Origin of the sequence: Moorella thermoacetica (genome assembly GCF_001267405.1) — a bacterium.
Classification (GTDB): domain Bacteria; phylum Bacillota; class DSM-521; order Neomoorellales; family Neomoorellaceae; genus Neomoorella; species Neomoorella thermoacetica.
Map to the genome: position 1 here is coordinate 1396922 of NZ_CP012369.1, position 19772 is coordinate 1416693.

Sequence of the window (19772 nt, forward strand, 5' to 3'; positions counted from 1 at the left end):
CGTCACCCGGAGGATTTATGAAACTACCTGCCTGGCCGGCCATGCGGGTGCCAGCCGGTCCAGGGCATCCTGCAGGGTCAGGACACCGTCAACATAGCCGCGGCACATTTTGCCAATCTGGGTGGAATAAAAAACCGACTGGCCCAGGACCTGGTGCTTGGGCCCATCGGCTACGATCCGGCCGGCAAACAGCAGCAGCACCCGCGTGGCATAAGCAGCAGCAAATTCTATATCATGGGTCACCAGCACCACACTTACTCCCTCCCTCCTTAAGCCCGTCAACAATTCTCCCAGTTCGTCCTTCAAGCGATAATCCATCCCCCGGGTAGGTTCGTCAAGCACCAGGAGCCGGGGCCGTGTTACCAAAATGGAGGCCAGGGCGACCCGCTGGCGCTCGCCGCTGCTCAAATCGCGCGGGTTTACCCGCCGGTAGCGCTGTAGGTTTAACTTCTCCAGGAGTTCATCAACAATGCCGTCATTAGGGAGGCCGAAATTTTTTAGAGTAAATAACAATTCCTCTTCCACGGTATCCTGGAAGAGATAATCACCGGGATTCTGGGAAAGGTAGGCAATCCTGCCGTCCCCGGGCCGGCCCTCGTTACTCAGGTCGCGGCCCATTACCTGCACCCGGCCCCGTCCCGGTTTTAAGAGGCCGGCCATGGTTTTCAGGAGGGTGGATTTACCGGCGCCGTTGGCGCCCAGGATAGCTACCAGTTCGCCGGTAGCGATTTGGATACTTACGTCCTGCAGGGCTTCTTTACCATTGGGATAGGTAAACCATACCTTACTCATGGTCAAAACCGGTTCTCCCGGTTCTGCCTTTACCGCCGGCTTTAGAGGGGGAAACTCCCGGCGGTCAAAGTTGGACCGCAGTAACCGGCGCCCTTCCTTGACGGTAACGGGAATAGAAGGGAAACCTATCCGGGCAAAAAAACGGGCCACCGGGGGTACAAAGGGGATGTCCCGCTGCACCGCCCAGCGGGCCAGTTGCTCCGGCGTGCCCTCATATTTGAGCTGGCCGTCCTCCATGAACACTACCCGGTCGGCCAGGTGATAACACCTCTCCAGCCGCTGCTCGATCAAAATTATGGTCAGGCCCATTTCCTCATTTAACCGTTTAATGAGATTAAAAAATTCCTCGGCCGCTACCGGGTCCAGCTGGGAGGTAGGCTCATCTAAAACCAGCACCCGCGGCTGCATGGCCAGTATAGCAGCCAGGGCCAGCTTTTGCTTCTGCCCACCGGAAAGGTGCGCGGTAAATTCCTGCCTGACTTCCGTCAGGTCCAGAAAACTCAAGACCTCGGCAACCCGCCGGGACATCTCTGCCCGGGGCAGACCCAGGTTTTCCAGGCCGAAGGCGATCTCGGCCTCGACACTGGTCATAACCAGTTGTTTTTCCGGATCCTGGAAGACCATCCCCACTTCCCGGGCCAGTTTTCGCCGGTTCATCTGGCCCATGTCCCGCCCTTGAAAATAAACCTTGCCACCAAAGCGGCCGCCGTAAAAATCCGAGATCAGGCCGGCCAGCACCCGCGCTAAGGTAGACTTACCCGATCCCGAACCGCCGGTTATCAATAAAAACTCCCCTTCTTCAATACGCAAATTGATATCTTTCAAGGCCGGCTTTTCCCTATCCGGGTAGTAATAAATTAAATTTTCGCTTTGAAATAAGGGCACCGCTGCCACCCCCAGCTCAATACCACCGGAACAGATAAAGCGAGAAGGATTATTATTAAAACTACAACGGTCATAGGGCCTTGAATCAAGTAGCCAAGCTGCGGGTAAAAACTAAAGGTGCTGAATCCTTTAACCTGGCCAAAAACGGCCGCAGCCAGGGCCAGGAGGCTCCCTCCCAGGCAAAGGCTGTCCCGTGGCCGCCAGGTATCCTGCCGGTAACAGGAGCGCAGGCCGCTGCCAAAGGCCCGCGCCTGCATGGCCTCAGCTATCTTCAGAGAATCTTCCAGGGAAGACAGGAGCAGGATGTTCATCAGGGCAGCATACCTGGGTAGCCTTTCCCTCAACTTCCCGGCGTGAAAATCGACGCCCCTTACCGCCTGCACTTCCCGGATGTTTTCCAGTTGCCTGATCATGGCCGGGAACATCCTGGTAGCCAGAGACAGTACCAGGGCCGACCGGGAAGCAAAACGTGCAAGCACGCTTAAAACCTTGTCCGGGTGAACCATGAGATTATAAAGACAAAACACGCTGATGATGGCTAACAGCCGCACGCTCATGGCGGCGCCGTAACAAATGGCTTCCAGCGAGACGGTTAAACGGCCGAAAACCGGCAGCTGTGGTCCCCACCAGATAATGGTCTCCCCGGCACGAACCACCAGGGGGTTAATGATGATAACCAATACCATTATAGTAAGGCTGAGGCGGAAATAGATTTCCCAGATGGCCCAGCCCTGAACAGCATTGATGCAAAGGAGAATGACCAGCAAGAGGCCGAGAAGGTATAGGGGATTAGTGAACAGCAGGGCCAGTACCAGTAACCCCCCCAGATAAGATATGGCTGCCATCGGGTGCAGGCTCTGTAAAAAGAGGCCTTTTTCCTGGTAGAAAAATCGCTCGAACAATTAAGGCGCGGCCTCCTTTAATCCCTCCCAGGTGGGACCGGCATTGTTAATGCTTTCGCTGTACCACCAGATAATCTTATCCCCGGGATTAACCTTTTTCTCGCTGGCTGCAACCATGGGTGCCTCGTCGTTGACCTTGTACATCCAGCCGCACATGCCTTTATTGGCCTGGCCAGCTATGCTCTGGACAAAATTACCGTATCCGGGAGCGAGGCTATATTTAAGGCCGGTGGCCTCCAGGGCGCCAAGGGCCGTCAATCCCCATCTGTTGTTTTTATTTACAGTTACCGTAGTGGGACCAAAGAGTAACTGCCCCTTCATACCAACTATAGCTACATGCACCTGGTAGCCCTCAGCAGCGGGGGGAGCCGGGGCGCCCTTGTCGTTAGCCTGGTTGCCGGCCAGCCCGGTGACCCCGGAAGCAATCGCTCCCCCGGTTTGGGGGGAGGAAGGAGTAACCCCGGGGGAACCAGCAGGAGCCGCAGCGTTGGCGCCGCCATTTACGGCGCTGCCGCCTGCCTGCTTACCGGCAGTTATTGACGCCGGCGTTTGGGTTTCAGATGATTTTTGATCACCGGTGTTCTCCGGCCTGCCGTCAGCGGCAGGACTTCCTCCCGGTGAAGGGGCCCGGGACTGGGATAAGGTAGTATCGGGGCCGGGTTGCCTGCCGGGGGAAATTCCCTGCTTGGAGACTGCCGGCCCTATTAAAGCCAGCAAGACAACCAGGGCGGCAGCCAGGTAGCCAATTTTTTTCTGCACTGCGGATCCCTCGCTGTACCCATAATATCAGGCCGGTCAAAATTTATCCTAAATGCCAGGAAGAAGCTACAATAGCGGTGAGGAGCACCGCAGTGCGCGCCGGCGCTCCCCGCCGTTATAATCAATCCTCGCTCCTTTACTCAGCTACTAACACCCTGTAAACCATCACCGCGCATTCGGCCCGGCTGGCCGCATCCCCCGGCCGGAAGGTGCCATCTTCAAAGCCTTTAACCAGCCCGTGAGCGGCAGCTACAGCCACGCTCTTTCTGGCCCAGGTAGAGACTTTATCGTTATCTTTAAAGGCCAGCTTTTCCTCGCCGGCAGGGAGATTCACGGTCCGGACCAGCATAGCGGCCAATTCCTCGCGGGTAATAACGTTATCCGGGCGGAAGGTGCCATCCTCATACCCTTTGACCAGGCCGTTGCTGGCGGCGGCAGTAACTGCCCCGGCGTACCAGGCATCTCCTTTTACGTCTTTAAATGGGTTCTTCTCCCCTGCCTTCCCTTCCAGGCCCAGAGCCTTGACCAGGAGGCTGGCAAATTCCGCCCTGGTCACCGCCCGGCCCGGCTCAAAGTGGCTGCCATCCACCCCGGCCACAATGCCGGCCCCGGCTAGGGTTTCAATGGTATCCTGGGCCCAGCCGAAGCTGGCTGGAGTTACATCCAGAAAGGCCTTCCTGGCCTCCTTAACAAATACGGCATAGTCGGAGAAGTGGTTTATCCGGGCCAGGATTAAGCCTTTAGATACGTCGACCACGGCCGGAATGGCTACCCAACTTACTTTTGTCTTATCGTACCAGGCCAGGGCCAGGTTTTCCGGTTTGACAAGAGACGGCAGGGCAAATTTCAGGTATAAGGTTACCGGGACGGCGAAAGTAGTGCCGTCGGGTCCAAAGTTATAAACTGCCGATATTTGCTGGTAGCCTACTGGCGGAGGAGCCGGGGCGGCATTACCTCCGGCACCTTTCTTGACGGTTATTTCTACATCGTTCGTCAAGGCCCCGGCCGGAATAGATAATGCTATTTCAGCTTTAGGGTCAGAAATAATGGCTCCCGCCGAAGCCGAGACCTCCTGGGCCAGGTCAATTTTATTTTGGAGCAGATCTTTTTTCAGAGCGAGTATTTCGGCCCGGTTCATTGCTTTATCGCTACCAGTAACTACTACGGCTTTTTTGACTTCGCTTAAAGGCGCGATTTCCGCTGCATCTTCTTTCAATTCCAGCAACTGGTTGATTTTTCCCATGGCATCCAGGGCAGCATCGGGAGCTTGCAGGGCTGCGGGAAGTTTTTTATTCTGCTCCTTCAGGTCGGCCGGTGTCGTATTTGCCGGTGAGGCGGGCGTACTGCCTTTCAGCAAGCTGTCCCAGGTCGGGCCGGGGGAATTCAGGTCCATACTGTACCACCAGATCACCTGGTCGCCGTCCCGGACGATTTCCTGGGAAGCGCTCACCATGGGTACGCTGCCGTTTACCTTATACATCCAGCCGTTCATGCCGCTGTTGGCCTGCCCGGCTATGCTTTTAACGAAGCCGCCGGCTTCTTCATAGGGGAGGCCGGTGGCCTCCAGGGCGCCAAGGGCCGTCAGGCCCCACCTACCGTCTTTACTCACCGTGACCGCACCGGGGCCGTAGAGAAGCTCGCCGTTCCGGCCTACCACGGCAATATCGACGGTACAGCCGCCGGACCCCCCTGTAGATGACGTTGCGGACTCTGTTACAGTGAGACTGGCCGTCGCCGCCAGGCCGTTATATGTAGCCCTAACTACAGTCTGCCCGGTTTGAAGGCCGGTTGCCAGGCCGTTAACAACTTCAGCAATGTTGCCGTTGTCCACCGACCAGGCGGCATCCCGGGTCACGTCGCTGCTCGTGCCGTTCAAATAATTCATTATGGCCTTAAACTGCCGTTGGCCATTGACGTTCACGGTGGCTGTTGCCGGGGTTATGGCCAGCCCCGGAGAAGCTACAGAACCGGCCCTTCCTTCCAGAATTAAATAAGCATAAAGGGATTCCGTGGCATCAAGGGCGTTCTTCGTAGTGCCGAAACTCCCGTCGCTATTGGGGGCTAGCTGCACCATATAGTCAACGGGCGTCATCCCCTGGGCGCTTTTCCAGGTGGCTGGATCCACATCTAATCTTTGCAGAGTGACAATCAGCTCGGCGGTGTCGACTGCAGGGTCGTCAGGCCACGGCTGTGTAGTATAGACACTTCCATCAGGTTGCTGCCACTTCCGGAGGTAGGCCAGGCCGTTAGTGATGGCGGCCTGGATCTGCTGGTCACCGGCGGCATTGGGCAGATAGGTCAATGCCCGGATGGCCTGGCAGGTGGTCATAAAGTCCGGGTAGAAATCCGTGCCCCACGTACTGCCCCACGCGCCATAATTTTCACCCGCCGTAGTACATTGGGTGTTAAGGAGATATTCACGCGCGTAAATAACATTGACCACACTGAATTCTCCGGCCCGGCCCAGGGCATCAAAAACCGGCATATCGCTGTAAACATTATTGTCGAAGTCGTTTGGGCCCTGCTTATCGGCCAAAATGGCCGCCAACTTCCTGGCCAGATCACTATATCCCCACGCCTTGACCGCCAGGAGCTCATAGGCAATATCTTTTGTCTTCGCAGTAGCGGGACTCTCAATAGTTGCATAAACGGCGTCAAGTATCGATTGCTGTAAGGATTTACCATTGTAAACCCAGTCTGAGGCTGCCAGGTCTTCACCGGCGAGGGTGAGGACGTAGGCGTCGTAGGCGCTTAACCTTTCGCCGTTATAGAAAGCTTGTTGATTAAATTGAATGGCTTTAGCAGCCAGACCATTATAATCTACGGTACCTGCCTCCACCCAGACGGGGCCTATAAATGTCGTAAGGAGGCCGAGGAGCAGGCTTATCATTACCGTCAAGGACAGGAATCGCCTCTTCATACCATTTAAGAACATGGTCAGACCCTCCATTATACAAAAATACCTACTAAATCCAGGTTTTTCGTTCACTAAACTAACCGCACATGCCCGAAAGGCAAAAACAGTCATGAAAATAGGGTTATCTTCGTACCAAATAAGGAGCATCAAAAAGCGGCCTTATCCCAACACCTCCCTGCGAACTCCCCGGGTGGGTTAGAATAGGCCGTCCAGCTACCGGTCCCGGCGCATCGTAAACTTCCAGTTGCATTTCCTTGTTGGAAGCTCCTAGCCGGACCGGCTGGCAGCATTTAAGCCTGGCCCCTCGGGACCAGACGCCTACCCTTATCAAATTAAAACCCCTGCTCCAAAATGAACAGGGGGATACACTGCTTCCCCATCCTGCGTAGGGAGCACCACTTACGACGACAAGCACCAGGTATCCTGGCTCGGGCTCACCGCTCCCCCACGCCTTCCCAGTCCGGCGCTCAGTCCCTTTAACCGCAACCCGTTAGCGGCAGGGCTCTTGCTGAATGCCGGACCAGTGGCCTGCTGTGGGGTCGCTCCCCCTCACAGTGGCGCGACCGCGCCGGACTTGCACCGGCTTCCCTTGTGGCTTGCGTTATATTTGTTGTGATAATATTCTATTCTACAAAAACCATCGAATTCCTGCCCCAAAAACTAAAAATATCTGAACCGGGAAACGGGTTCCTTTACCCTTTAATTTTTCTTATTTTAGCCACCAGGAGCAATAAAGCGGGGTAGAACAGGTAGGCAGGGAGAAAATAAAAGGGGAAGGCCCGTCCGGCAAAAATTAACATCTGGGAAAAATTCTCATAGAGGCTCATAGCTAAAAAGGTTATTAACAGTCCGGCTGGCAGCACCAGGGGACGGTAATCCCGGAGGCCGAAAACCTGGGCTGTGCCGAGGGTAAAAACATAGTAGACGACAGTCAGTTTCAGCAATATAGTAAAACTCCAGACGAAAATAATGACCGGTTCCAGCCGCTGCAAAAAGTCACCGATATTTATCATTTGAATGGCTATCAGGCTGGGGAAATTTATCCGCGCCGTTTCGGAAGGACCCAGGACGATGAGGTTACGCACCAGGACCAGGGTGGTGAGCAATGTTGCCACGGTTACCGCCAGGGCGAAGGGGGGAAAGTTTCTCCTGGGTTCGGTTAAAAAAGGTAAAATGACCAAAAAAAAGACGGCTTCGCCGAAGGGAAAAACAAAGGCCGGGTAGACCCCTCGTAAGACCGGCAGGGGCCCCCTTTCCATCACCGGGAGGAGGGCTTCCCAGTGGGCTAATCCCGGGACAGCTTCCGCCAGGGCGGTAAGAACCAAAATGGCGACAATAACAAAAGGAATTAAGAGCTCGCTTAATCGCGCCGGGATTTCTATCCCTATGCGAATGGCGTAGGCAGCCAGGCCGGCAAAAATTCCGGCGACTAAAACCATTGGCGTCTGGGGCAAGATCGCCATCTTATATAATTCAATAACGTTACGCAGCACCAGGGCGGCCAAGTACAGGGCGTACCAGAGAAAAATAAGATTGCAAAAGGTCCCCGGCCAGCGCCCCAGGACCCTGGTGGCATACTGCACCGGGGTTTCCCGCGGGAAGCGCCGGGCTAAGGCTGTATAGCAATAGGCCGCGCCCAGTCCCAGGGTTCCCGCCAGCAGGTAAGATATCCAGGCGTCCTGTTTGGCCGGCCCGACAGGGACGATCAAGGTAGAGGTACCAATAAGGTACCCGGTAACCAGCACAAAAAACTGCCAGAGAGAAATCCTACCTTTTTCAATCATGGAACTTCCTCCCGGCGATAGGAGAATCCTTCCGGAATAATGTATCCATTTGCCGGCAAGATATGCAATTCACCAAGGTATGCCGGTATATAAATCAACGGGGGGTTTCATAATAGTTCCGGGGTTCGTTAATCCTCATTGAAGAAGGTGCGGGCCTTGCTCCGCTTGTGGCGCTGGCTGGGACGTAAAAAAACATCCGGCGGGCAACTTCCGGGGGACGACTCCCGCGCGGTAAATCACCGTCTGGAGGTTAACATTGCGTATATCAAAAAAGCCTTCGGCCGGAGCGAAGACCTGGTGATCAGGGAGATAGAGCTTCCGGGCAGGAAACTGGCGCTGGTCTACGTGGAAACCCTCATCGACCGTGATGTGGTCCAGCGGGATATCCTGCGTTCCCTCCTGGCGCTACAGACAATACCCCTGCCGGAGGACGAGGCAGGGTTCAACCGGCTGCTCCGCGCCCGGTTGACCATCGGCGATCTCCAGGAAGAGCAACTCTGGTCAAAAATAATCACCGGCCTGCTGGACGGCAAGGCGGTTTTAATTGGAGAAGGCTTCAGCCGCTGCCTGCTGTTAAGTGTCGAGGGCTGGGAAAAGAGGCCGGTCGAGGAACCTGTTAATGAAGTTTCCATCCGCGGCCCCCGCGAGGGATTTGCAGAAAATTTACCCACCAACATCTCCCTCATCAGGCGACGGCTGCGCGCGCCCGAGCTCCGTTTTGAAACCATGAACCTGGGCCGGCGCACCCACACGAAAGTAGTCATCTGTTACCTGGAAGGCCTGGCTTTACCCGGCGTCCTCGAAGAACTCCGCCGCCGGTTGGAGCGCATCGACATTGACGGCGTCCTGGAGAGCGGCTATATAGAGGAACTTATTGAAGACGCTCCCTTTTCCCCCGTACCGCAGCTTAACCGCACGGAAAGGCCGGACAAACTGGTTGCCGATTTATTGGAAGGCAGGATAGGTGTTCTGACCGACGGAACGCCCTTCGCCCTGGTCCTGCCAGGCAGCCTGGTATCCCAGTTGCATGCCCCCGACGATTATTATGAGCGCTGGCCTTTAAGCATGGGGATCCGCCTTTTTCGCTTTTTCGGCCTGTTTATCGCCCTGCTGCTGCCGTCCGTCTATGTGGCCTGGACTTCCTACCACCAGGAAATGATACCCACGCCCCTGGCGATATCCATCGCCGCCCAGCGTGAGCTGGTGCCCTACCCGGCCGTTGTTGAAGCTTTAATCATGCAGGTGCTTTTTGAAATTCTCATCGAAGCCGGCATCAGGCTCCCCCGGGCCATAGGTACGGCCATCAGCATCGTCGGGGCCCTGGTTATCGGCGAAGCGGCCGTCCGGGCGGGACTGATGTCTGCGGCGATGGTTATTGTAATTTCAGCTACGGCCATCGCCTCCTTCACCATACCCACTTTCGGTTTGAGCCAGGCTGTGAGGATGCTCCGCCTGCCAATGATCTTCCTGGCCGGTGTCTTAGGCCTGCTGGGTATTTTTGCCGGCCTAATGGCGCTCTTAATCCACCTGGTGAGCCTGAGAAATTTCGGCGAGCCCTATCTAAGCCCCCTGGCGCCCTTTATCTGGGAAGGGCATAAAGACCTGGTAGAACGGGTGCCCTGGTGGGCCATGCACTGGCGGCCTGTACTACCCGGCCGGCAAGATTTGCGACGCATCAAACCGGGCCTGCGACCCTCTACCACGGCCCGGGAGAGAAAGCCCGGCGAAGAACTGGAGACGTACCTGGGCGAAGAAGCCGGGAAAAGTATTACTACCGTTACAACCCCGAAAAAAGGGCGAAAAAAAAGAAAAAAAGGGTGGATAAAGATTTAGATGCCCAAATTGAAGAGGTTGGTGCTCTTTACATCTATCCTGGGGGCATTTGCGCTGGCGTTTTCTGCCGGCGGCTGCTGGGATCGCCGGGAGATAAACGAGCTCGCTTTCCTTTCCTGCACAGCCTTTGACCTGGAGGGCGGTAATCGCGTCCTGACATCTGAGTTCATCCGGCCCTCCGCAGCCGGTGGGGGAGAAAGGGGCGGTGGGGAGACCTTGCCCCAGCGACAGGCCCTCATAGTGAGTAACCGGAACAAGACCTTCCTGGCCATCGGGCGGGAAAAAGCCCTGGGGCTGCCCCGTCGGGCCTACCTGGCCCATACTGCCGCCGTCCTGGTGGGGGAGGAGATGGCCCGGTACGGCATAAAAGAAGTCCTGGATTTTGTCGACCGGAACCCGGAGATACGCCGCACCACCCTGATTTTACTTACCCGCGGCCCGGCGCGGGAGGTGCTGGTCAGGGCCCAGAGCGGCTTGGAAAAAACCCTGGGAAGGGAAATAACCGGCCTTCATAAATGGGTCCAGGTCAGCGGTTACGGATATATCCCCAACATTAACGATATTTTTTTCGATTTGTCCGGTGATGCGGGAACAACCGTCCTGCCGGTGCTGGAATTAAGTCCCCAGCCATTCCCGCCCATTCTCGGCCCCGCTACCGCGACGGGCGGCGGCATTCCCGCCGGGAGGGCTGGAGAACCGGAAACGCTAATGACGGCGCGCCTGAACGGCGCCGGGCTGTTCTACCATGACAAATTGGTGGCGTGGCTGGATCAAGAACAAACCCGCGGCTGGGCCTGGGTACGCAATAAAGTTAAAAGTGCCATGCTGGCTTTACCCCGCCAGGAAAACAGCCTGGTATCCGTAAATATCATCTCTTCCCGGGCCGAGGCCGCTATCGACATGCAAGGAGGCCGGCCCCAGGGCAAAATCAAGATCAAGGTGGAGGGCGATCTCCTGGAAGAGCAGTGCTACCAGGACTTTACCAAAGAAGAAGCTGTTAAATCGCTGGAAAGCCGGATGGCAGCCCAGATCACGTCTGAAATCAGCAGCGCCCTCAATCAGGCCAAGATGGCTGGTACGGATGTTTTTGGCTTCGGCGGCGCCCTCCACCGCCGGTACCCAGAAGTGTGGCGCCAGTTAGAAGGACGTTGGAACGAGGAATTCAAAAAGTTGCCTGTTACCATTAGCGTCGAAGCCAAACTACGACGTACCGGGATGACTGGACGTCCCTGGCAGCCCGGGGCGCGCTAGTTAAAGTCAAGGAGTGCCCTCATGGCGGGTTTGCTTATTTTAGCGGTTGTCTATATCGTTATTTTCCTCATGGATGTCCCGCCCCTGATCCGGCGCCGGGCCTGGCGGGAACTGCTTGCTTTTGCCGTCCTTTCCCTCATGGGGTTGGCCCTGGGGGTTCCCTGGTCCCTGGGACATAAAATATTCTTTCCTTCGGAGGCGCTCATAAAATTTTTTGAGCCCCTGGCCAGGCTCGTCATGGGCCCCCAGGAATAAGCGGAACAATTACCGGGATAGGCCCCATCCTCGCCAGGGTGACCGGCACGCCATAAACGCTGGTCAGGTTTTCCGGCGTCATGATTTCCATTCCCCCGCAGGCAAAGACGGTGCTATTTTTCAGGAGCAAAAATTTATCGGCAAAACGCAAGGCCAGGTTAAGGTCGTGCATGACCACCACAGCCGCCAGCTTTTGCTCCTTTACGGCGCCTTTGATAGTCTTTAAAACCTCCAGCTGATTTTTTAAATCCAGATTGCTGGTGGGTTCATCCAATAGCAGGACGCCGGGTTCCTGGGCCAGGGCCCGGGCAATGATTACCTTCTGCAGCTCGCCGCCACTCAGTTCGTCGAGATAGCGTAAAGCAAACCCTTCCAGGTCCAGGACGCGTAAAACCCTTTGCACAACCTCCAGATCTCGGGGGGAAACATCCCATTTGATATGGGGTTTCCGGCCCAGAAGCACGGCGTCAAAGACGGTAACCCGGCCGCTTTCGTACCTCTGGGCCACGTACCCCATTTTGCGGGCCACTTCCAGCCGGCTGAGGTTAAAGATATTATCTTTTTCAATCATAATCGTCCCGCGCCGGGGTTTTAATATTTTATTCAGGCACTTCAACAGGGTGGATTTCCCCGCGCCGTTGTTGCCCAGGATAGCCAGAAACTCGCCCCGTGCGACTGCAAACTTTATATCGCGCAACACGGCGTGGCTGTTATAGCTGAATTCCACCCCGTCTACCGCCAGGATCATCGTTTTCTGTACCCCCTGGAGAGAAGATAAAGGAACAAAGGGGCACCCATAAAGGACGTGATGGCCCCTACCGGTAACACAACCGGACTAATCACGGTCCTGGCCACGGTATCGGAGGCCAGGAGCAAAAACCCGCCCATCACGGCGGCAGCCGGGATTAAGAAACGGTGGTCGCCGCCGATCACCCGCCGCATCAGGTGGGGGCCGGCCAAGCCGATAAAGCCGATGATGCCCAGAAAAGAAACTACCGCGGCCGTAATTAAGGAAGCTATAAACATCCCTGTAAGCCTTATTTTTTCCACCGGCACCCCCAGCCCTTGCGCCGTTTCCTCCCCGCTATCCAGGGCGTTGTAGTTCCACCTGTTGGCCATAAAATAGAGCAAACCAGCGCCGGTCACCGTAGCCATCAGCTCCAGGTCGCGCCAGGATGCCCTCCCGATATCGCCAAAGGTCCAGAATACCATTGCCGCCACCTGCACGTCGCTGGCAAAATACTGCAGAATGATTGTTGCGGCGGAAAAAAGAGAACCCAGGGCGACCCCGGCCAGCACCATGGCCTCGGGAGAAACCCCTTTAACCCTGGCCAGGAAAAGAATAATCAGGGTAGCTGCCATGGCCCCTAGAAAGGCTGAACAAGTCACCAGGTAAGGATTATTAATGAGTACCGCGTCGGCGCCGGTGCTGTGGGTACTGCCCGCACCCAGGGCCAGGATGGCCACAGCCGCGCCAAAAGCCGCTCCCTGGGAAACGCCCAGGGTAAAAGGCGAGGCCAGAGGATTTCTCAAGATGTTTTGCATCACGCAGCCTGCTACGGAAAGTCCCACGCCGGCAGTAAAGGCCCCCAGCACCCGGGGCAAGCGGATATTCCAGATTATAACTTGCGCCTGGCCTTCCACCTGGCCCAGTAAGGTTTGTAATACCAGAACCGGCGTAAGCTCTGCCGAACCGGCGTTGATGGCGTATACGCCAAGCAAAACGCTCAAAAGGATGAGGAGGCCGATGACCAGGATCTTTCTCCGGGTGTATTTTAGATAGCCTTGCGCGACGTTTGCCATTACTAACTGGTGCACAGCTCTCTATCTCCTTGCGTTGTTGGAATTCCCAAAACCTTTATGGCACTTTTGTCAGGTCCAGCTTTTTAAACCCGCCAAAATCCCTGGCCATCTGTTCATACAAAGGTTTACCCAGGAGGAACTGGTAAATCTCATCGGCCTTCCTGGCCGGGTCGATGTCTTTAAATTGCTCCGGGAAAATCACTTTGCCGGCGTAATAAGCGTCGGCAAGGGCAGTATCGATGTTGGTAGTGTAATAATTATACGGTATCTGGCCATAAACATTTCCTTTTTGAAACGCGCCCAGGGATTGGTAAAAATGGGGGTTCTTCTTATAGTCATCGACTACGATATTTAAACCGCCCTCATCGATAAAAATAATGTCGGGGTTCCAGCTTAAAAGCTTTTCCTTGTCGATCATGACGCTCCCCGTTTTACCGGTAGCGTCAACTACATTCCGGGCGTTAACAGCAACGAAAGGCGGATACTGGGCCTGGGTGCTCTCGATGCCGTGGGTACCCTTCATGCCCAGGGCGCCCACATAAACCGAGGGCTTCTTGTCGGCAGGTATACCCTTAGTCCGCGCATTTAAGTCCTGCTGGCAGTTTTTAAGGTAGGTGACAACTTCCCCCGCCCTTTTTTCATTGCCGATGATCCTGCCAATCAGCTCTAGCGACCGGTACACATCCTCATCAAAGGTGGCCAGCTTGCCGTAACTCAGCACCACCACCGGGGCGCCCGTCTTGGCCTGGAGTTCGTCGGCCTGGGATTTATCCAGCAGGCTGGCTGCAAAAATTACGTCTGGTTGAACGCTGGCCAGTTTCTCCGCGTCCGGGGTAGAATCAGGCCCACCCTGGCCAATTACCGGCTTACCCTTTAATTCCGGATAAGCTAAAATATAGGGCCTACCAGCAGGCTGTTGCTTTTCCAGGTTTTCTATACCCACAACTTTGCCTGCGCCATTTACATAGCAGACCAGCCGCAGGGCACCGGGGCCAATGGCTACCACTTTATTTGCCGGAACAGTAACCTCTACCTCCCGGCCGACCAGATCGGTTACTTTTACCTTCGGCTGCGCTGTCCCTGGCGGGTGGGCTTGAGGGCCGCAACCCGCCAGGATAAATAGGGCAGTAAACAGGGTTATAGTAATATAGATTACTTTCTTCAAAGCTTATTAGCCCTCCTGATTTGCTTCGTTATTTATCCAGCCGCCTGCCAAGATTAATCTTCACCCCAGCCGCGGCTATATTTCTCGGCGCAGGGGATGCAGGCAAAGCGGCCTTCCCTTACCCTGGCCCGGACTTCAGCTACCGGCTCACCACAAAAGCTACAGGTCACGGAATTAAAAAGACGTGCTTTGGGTGGCAGGACCAGTTCTACATGCTCTGCTTTAAATATTTCCTCCTCCGGCGCCTCCAGGATATGTTGCAAACGCTGTTCCTGGTAACGGCCGTAGGTTTCCTTCTCCGCCGGCGTCGCCTGGCCTCCCAGCACCCTGGCCCTTAATTGCCGGTACTCCTCATCTTCCTGCCAGCTACCGCCTGTAAAAGCCACGCAGACGGCAGCACCGGTGTTTCTGTTCCCAACGGTAAAAACATGCTTGCCGTAGTCCCGGTAAAGGAGATTGCCTTTGCCCAGGGTACAGCCGGTAAGTACCTGGAGGGCATCCACCCCGCAGGCATCTGTCTCCACAATGGCTACCAGTTCTTCGTCGCTGGCTCGCCCGGCGGCCAGTTCCCGGAGGGCGATTTTAGCGGCCCGGTAGCCAATGGCCAGGCCCGGGCAGGTGTGCCCGTGGAAAGCCACAGCCCTATCCCAATCTCTCAGGTTATCATCCATTTTCTATCTCCTCCTTCAAAATACAAAAAATAACCACGTCAGGTACCCCCTGCAGGGGGCTCAGTACCCTCCGTGGTTACATCAACCAACCTTCATGGTTGTGCCTATTATATTCGCCATTCCGGCGGAATTTCCTGCTAGTTTGCTAAAAGACTTGGCATCTGCCGGGTACTTTCTGTTACGTCGTGGGGTCCCAGGAGATCTTCCAGGCCTTTAAAAAAGAACTAGGCCTCGACGACGATGATACCACCCCGGACGGGCTCTTCTCCCTCCACTCCACCCGCTGCATGGGGCCTGCGGCCTGGCGCCGGTGGTGCCCGTCAACGACGACATCTACGGCCAGGTCAAGGCCGGCGATATGGCCGGTATTCTATCGCCCTACTGGGTTAAGGGGTTGGCCGATGATCACCAGTACGAACGACCTGCAAAGCACCCGGGAACAATACCGGCCCCTCATTGAGGCCCTAATATTCCTTTGTCAGCTTACCATATGCCGATTCCCCTGGCCACCAGGCGCAGGTTATAGCCTACCCGTTTCCTCTCCAGCCTGAGGCCGGCTTCATCCACCGGATCGCCGCGTTTCACATAAACCCGGATACCTTCCGGTGTCTCTATCTCTTCATAATTCTCTTTGTCCGCCGGCACGCTGGTATAGACCACGGCTTCGATGGCCGGCCCGCCGGCTGTACCGATGGTTTCTAATCGCACCGTCACCGCCCCGCCGCGCTTAAGGATAAACTCTCTGGCAGTCTCCTCGATGGTTACCTTCATTTTGTTATGTTACCCTCCAAGATTAGGCCTCCCTGACATTATACTCTAATTTTGCCACCTGAAAAACTATCGATTAAAGGGCTATTAATGCTCGATTAGAATTTTTTAATGGTGGAAGCAGGGCCAGCCTCTACCCGCTGCCGTTTATCCTGGCTGCAGATGTCCACGCCGCCCAGGCGGCACCGTCTTCTGGGCTTCAACGGCGGTGTTGGTAGCAGTAAATCTATTTGCAGCCGGCATACCTGCCTACTGGTGTTACTCACCAGTAGCTTCGTTCGCTTCTGGTATTCCTTCCCGCTCCGTTAAAAGGCGGCAGAAGACTTCCACCACCCGAGGGTCAAATTGGCTGCCGGCACAGCGCTTCAATTCCCGGATGGCCTCATCCACGCTCAGGGCGGGCCGGTAAACCCTATCGGTGGTCATGGCATCAAAGCAGTCCGCCACGCTTAAAATCCGGGCTTCCAGGGGAATAGCTTCTCCCCGCAGCCCCTCGGGGTAGCCCCGGCCATCAAAGCGCTCGTGGTGATAGAGGACTGCCCGGGCAATAATTTCTTCCTGGCTTGTTACCTCTTTGATTATCCTGTAGCTTAATCTCGGGTGGCGGCGGATGGTTTGCCATTCCTCCGCCGTCAGCCGGCCGGGTTTGTTCAAACAGCCGTCATCAATGCCGATTTTCCCCACGTCGTGGAGTAACCCGGCCAGGTAAAGGCTGTCCTGGTAGTTCAGGGATAAACCCAAACCGGCTGCTATCCGGCGGGCATACCCGGCCACCTGGCGCGAATGCTGGCCGGTATAACGATCGCGCAACTGCAAAGCCTCCAGCAGAGCTGTCGTAGTTATATATAAATGGTGTTGCAATTGCTGCCGCTGCCAGATCAGGCGCCTCAAAAACTCTACGATCACCGGGTCTAAGAGATAAAAACTTGTCACCACTATGAAATTGACATAATCTTTGGTTCCTGAAGTAGAAAAAATTAATGGATTGACAAAGAGGCGCAGGCAGCCCGCCGCCATGGCGGTCACCAGGCCCTCCATCAAGGAATTCATTGCGGCTAAAGTTACCGGACCGAGATAGAGGAAGTCCAAAATGATTTGGGCCGGCAGGCTCCAGGCACGGGAATTGATTAGGGTTATCGAAGCCAAAGATACAACAGCTACGCCCCGCAGCAATATCTTCTTCGTAGGGCCGGGAAAAATCAGGTCAAAAATAGCTGGGTTTGTACCTCTGCCCCTCATTTAATTTGCCCCCTGAAAGCCGCGAATTGGAAATAAAAAATTGCTGCAAATCTTACTTGCCAGTTATCATCAGGGGTTGCTCACCCACATTATTACGGCCAACGTCCGGGGGTGAGCGAAGCAGGCAGGTAAAATTAAAACCGGGGAAAGCACAAGAGAAGACAGGCGCTCGCCCCGGCAAGCTGCAGGAATACCCGGGAGGGATAAACAGGAGGGGATGGTATTTAAGGGAGGGTACAGGAAAATTATATCTCCTGCTAGTACTGGTAAAATATCCCCCCCAGAGGAGGATTATGGTATTAATGGCAACAAGCGACATATCCTTATCTCCTATATGTTTTTTGTTTTTACTTCGCTATATATCCCGGATATCCTCCAAATTCCAGCAAACTTTTTTCTTTTCGCTGGGACGATGATAAGCTTTATCACCCACCTTTCAATCCTTCAAGGTTTCATAAATCTCCTCCAGGTGGGAGGCAATCCGCTGGAAGGTCGCCAGAACCGCCGGGTCGAAGTGTCCCGGCTGGACCCGCCCATCGCCCACAGTAATAATGCGGCAGGCTTCCTGATGGCTAAAAGCAGGTTTATAGCTGCGCTTATTTCTCAAGGCGTCATAAATGTCGGCTAGGGCCACAATCCTGCCTGCCAGGTAAATAGCCTCACCCTGCAAGCCGGCCGGATAGCCGCTGCCGTCCCATTTTTCATGGTGGTGCAGGGCCACTTCCCGGGCCATCTGCAACCGGGGGGCATCTCCTAAGATCCTGGCGCCATAAATGGTATGCTGCTGCATCAGCCGCCATTCATCCGGGGTTAACCGGCCCGGTTTCCGTAAAATATCGGGATGGATATGAATCTTCTCCACGTCGTGCATCTGGGCCGCCAGGGCGATCTCCCGGCAGAAATTTGGCAGGCAGCCAAGGCCCCGGGCCAGCTCCCGGGCAAAGCTGCCCACCCGGACGATCTGATTACCCGTATCGTCGTCATTGGCCTCGGCGGCCCGGGCCAGGGCCTGGATGGTATAGTGAAAGGCCTCCTCCGTATCCCGGATTTGCCCCGCCACCAGCTGCAAGAAGCGGCTATAGGTCAGCAGATTCTGCAGGACATCCCGCTCATAGGCCGTGACCCGCGCCGGGTAATTAAAGGCAGCTACTAGCAGGGTCCCCTCATAAAAGCAGGCATAATTGCGAATAGCGCCGATGTAGCCCGGCAATTGAGATTAAAAAAATTGATTTGCTATCCAGACCTCATTCTCCTGGATATCATGATGCAACGGCTTTACCGTCTGCCAGAGGGTACAGAGCCACATAGCTATCCCGCGCCGTCTGATAATACTCGCCTGCTAATTCAATCATATGTACATACAGCCAGAAGGTCTGGCCGATAACGCCGATAATGAACAAAGCTATAATAATCGCCAGGAGCCGGGAATTAAAGTACTTCTGCATCGCCGGATCGCCGCCTGTCAGTCTTACTGTAAACCCGCACTACGTTCTTTCCCCACCGCTTGGCTTCGTAAAGGGCGCTATCGGCGGCGTCAATCAATTTCCCGGCCGTCGTGGCATCGTGGGGATAAGTACCAAGGCCGATGCTTACCGTCAGCAGCCTGTCCGGACCGCATCCTACGTTGGCGATACCAGCATTCATGATGGCTCGCCGTACCCTTTCGGCCACTACACTCGCTTCTAAAGCAGATGTTTCCGGCATGATAATGACAAATTCCTCGCCACCATAGCGCGCTGCTATATCTACTTCCCGGATGTTGGCCTTGATGAGGGCCGCTATTTTCTGCAGGGCCTTGTCTCCCTGGTGGTGACCATGGGTATCGTTGTAAATTTTAAAGTCATCGATATCAAGCATGGCGATGGTAAAGGTACGCTGGTAACGCCTGGCACGGGCAATCTCCTTTTCCAGCAGGTGCATCATGTGCTGGTAATTATACAAACCGGTTTTGGCGTCAATGGTTGCCTGGAACTTCATGGCTTCATACAGCCGGGCGCGCTCGATGGCCAGGGCAGCATAGCCGGCGATAATATCCGCCAGCCGAAACTCGTCGGCGCTGAAGCTATCGTCCCTTTGTAAATAGATTGCGCCGCCAACCTCCCGATCAACTACCAGGGGCAATGTCAAGTCCCGACCTTCCACCCTGACGGCCTCCCCGCCCCTGGCTTCCAGGACCGGGGGCGGGACATCAATATTTTTGCTTATACTGACGGCCTCAGGGTCATCATCGGGGGTATAGCCCTGCCATTCACCGTTACTACTGATAATATATAGATTGACTTCGCAATTAAGCAATTCCTGCAGGTGCCTGGTGATTATCCCGGCCGTCCGATCAAGGTCCAGGCAGGATCCCAATTCTTTCGTCAGTTCCTGGATAACAGATAACTCTTTGACTTTCATTTCCAGGGCACGGTTGGCAGCCGCCAATTCTTGATTAAAGTTTTCCAGTCGCTCAATGAGCTTGTTTTTTACTTCCAAATATTCCCTGAAATTCAAAGCATAAGCCATCATCACTTCCAGCAGTAGATCAAAGGAAATAAGAATCAGACCCGGTACCCGGAGGGGCGAAATATCCTTGAAAAGCTTTTCCAGGGCCTCAAGGTGAAATTGAACAATATCTTCGGGGCCTACACCCTTCTCCACCAGGGCCTTGCTAAGCTTGGAGGCTTCATAAAGGATGGCCTCACTCTGCTGTAGACTGTACTGGTGTAATAGTTTGAAGTAAGTTTCCTGCCATTGTATTTCCAT

General features: G+C 55.1%; 18 protein-coding genes, 1 pseudogene and 1 riboswitch. Of the genes and pseudogenes, 5 read left to right on the forward strand and 14 right to left on the reverse strand.

The window, feature by feature from the left end; translation table 11 throughout:
- Window positions 1-15 precede the first annotated feature (15 nt).
- From MOTHE_RS07015 to MOTHE_RS07035, 5 genes are all read right to left on the reverse strand, one after another.
- Window positions 16-1677, reverse strand: coding sequence for an ABC transporter ATP-binding protein (locus MOTHE_RS07015; protein ID WP_053094844.1), 1662 nt, complete (start codon window positions 1675-1677; stop codon window positions 16-18).
- The gene (locus MOTHE_RS07020) at window positions 1650-2579 is read right to left on the reverse strand and encodes an energy-coupling factor transporter transmembrane component T (RefSeq protein WP_011392967.1); all 930 of its coding nucleotides are present in this window, start codon (window positions 2577-2579) and stop codon (window positions 1650-1652) included. The genes MOTHE_RS07015 and MOTHE_RS07020 overlap by 28 nt, the downstream gene beginning before the upstream one ends.
- A complete protein-coding gene (locus MOTHE_RS07025; protein WP_011392968.1) occupies window positions 2580-3338 on the reverse strand; it encodes a DUF4430 domain-containing protein in 759 nt (252 codons plus the stop codon).
- A 136-nt stretch (window positions 3339-3474) separates the two neighbouring features.
- Complete coding sequence (locus MOTHE_RS13675) at window positions 3475-6273, reverse strand: S-layer homology domain-containing protein (protein ID WP_053094845.1); 2799 nt, start codon at window positions 6271-6273, stop codon at window positions 3475-3477.
- Window positions 6274-6651: 378 nt separating this feature from the next.
- Window positions 6652-6919, reverse strand: a riboswitch (cobalamin riboswitch).
- 28 nt (window positions 6920-6947) lie between these two features.
- Complete coding sequence (locus tag MOTHE_RS07035; protein ID WP_011392970.1) at window positions 6948-8039, reverse strand: GerAB/ArcD/ProY family transporter; 1092 nt, start codon at window positions 8037-8039, stop codon at window positions 6948-6950.
- A gap of 147 nt (window positions 8040-8186) precedes the next feature.
- Here MOTHE_RS07035 and MOTHE_RS07040 point away from each other — a divergent pair, with 147 nt between their 5' ends.
- Genes MOTHE_RS07040 through MOTHE_RS07050 form a run of 3 tightly spaced genes read left to right on the forward strand, consistent with a single transcriptional unit; the run spans window position 8187 to window position 11378 of the window.
- Window positions 8187-9872 (forward strand): spore germination protein, encoded by a 1686-nt coding sequence (locus MOTHE_RS07040; protein WP_236683312.1) that lies wholly within the window; start codon window positions 8187-8189, stop codon window positions 9870-9872.
- Complete coding sequence (locus MOTHE_RS07045; RefSeq protein ID WP_053094846.1) at window positions 9873-11123, forward strand: Ger(x)C family spore germination protein; 1251 nt, start codon at window positions 9873-9875, stop codon at window positions 11121-11123.
- A 21-nt stretch (window positions 11124-11144) separates the two neighbouring features.
- Entirely contained in the window at window positions 11145-11378 is a 234-nt protein-coding gene (locus tag MOTHE_RS07050; RefSeq protein ID WP_011392973.1) for a hypothetical protein, read from the forward strand.
- Here MOTHE_RS07050 and MOTHE_RS07055 read toward each other — a convergent pair.
- From MOTHE_RS07055 to MOTHE_RS07070, 4 genes are read right to left on the reverse strand one after another with little or no spacing between them, the layout of a single operon-like run.
- Window positions 11359-12126, reverse strand: coding sequence for an ABC transporter ATP-binding protein (locus tag MOTHE_RS07055; RefSeq protein ID WP_011392974.1), 768 nt, complete (start codon window positions 12124-12126; stop codon window positions 11359-11361). The two genes, MOTHE_RS07050 and MOTHE_RS07055, sit on opposite strands and share 20 nt — an antisense overlap.
- Entirely contained in the window at window positions 12123-13196 is a 1074-nt protein-coding gene (locus MOTHE_RS07060) for a FecCD family ABC transporter permease (protein ID WP_011392975.1), read from the reverse strand. Before MOTHE_RS07060 ends, MOTHE_RS07055 begins: the two co-directional genes overlap by 4 nt.
- A gap of 40 nt (window positions 13197-13236) precedes the next feature.
- Complete coding sequence (locus MOTHE_RS07065; protein ID WP_053094847.1) at window positions 13237-14346, reverse strand: iron ABC transporter substrate-binding protein; 1110 nt, start codon at window positions 14344-14346, stop codon at window positions 13237-13239.
- A 53-nt stretch (window positions 14347-14399) separates the two neighbouring features.
- Complete coding sequence (locus tag MOTHE_RS07070; protein WP_053094848.1) at window positions 14400-15017, reverse strand: FmdE family protein; 618 nt, start codon at window positions 15015-15017, stop codon at window positions 14400-14402.
- Window positions 15018-15178: 161 nt separating this feature from the next.
- Between MOTHE_RS07070 and MOTHE_RS14265 the strand changes: the two are divergent.
- A pseudogene (locus MOTHE_RS14265) lies at window positions 15179-15301 on the forward strand (NAD(P)H-dependent oxidoreductase subunit E); the annotation flags it as partial.
- Window positions 15302-15330: 29 nt separating this feature from the next.
- Window positions 15331-15477, forward strand: a complete 147-nt coding sequence (locus tag MOTHE_RS13880) for a hypothetical protein (protein WP_235551357.1) — start codon at window positions 15331-15333, stop codon at window positions 15475-15477.
- A gap of 23 nt (window positions 15478-15500) precedes the next feature.
- Here the strand turns inward: MOTHE_RS13880 and MOTHE_RS07075 are convergent, their stop codons facing one another.
- From MOTHE_RS07075 to MOTHE_RS07100, 5 genes are all read right to left on the reverse strand, one after another.
- Complete coding sequence (locus tag MOTHE_RS07075; RefSeq protein WP_011392978.1) at window positions 15501-15788, reverse strand: CC/Se motif family (seleno)protein; 288 nt, start codon at window positions 15786-15788, stop codon at window positions 15501-15503.
- 255 nt (window positions 15789-16043) lie between these two features.
- Window positions 16044-17024 carry an HD-GYP domain-containing protein gene (locus tag MOTHE_RS07080; RefSeq protein WP_011392979.1) on the reverse strand — a complete coding sequence of 327 codons (981 nt, stop codon included), beginning with the start codon at window positions 17022-17024 and terminating at the stop codon, window positions 16044-16046.
- Between the two features lie 436 nt (window positions 17025-17460).
- A complete protein-coding gene (locus tag MOTHE_RS07090) occupies window positions 17461-18234 on the reverse strand; it encodes an HD-GYP domain-containing protein (protein ID WP_011392980.1) in 774 nt (257 codons plus the stop codon).
- Between the two features lie 49 nt (window positions 18235-18283).
- Window positions 18284-18469: a hypothetical protein gene (locus MOTHE_RS07095; protein WP_025774989.1), complete on the reverse strand. Its 186-nt coding sequence runs from the start codon at window positions 18467-18469 to the stop codon at window positions 18284-18286.
- Window positions 18453-19772: a diguanylate cyclase gene (locus tag MOTHE_RS07100; protein ID WP_011392981.1), complete on the reverse strand. Its 1320-nt coding sequence runs from the start codon at window positions 19770-19772 to the stop codon at window positions 18453-18455. The genes MOTHE_RS07095 and MOTHE_RS07100 overlap by 17 nt, the downstream gene beginning before the upstream one ends.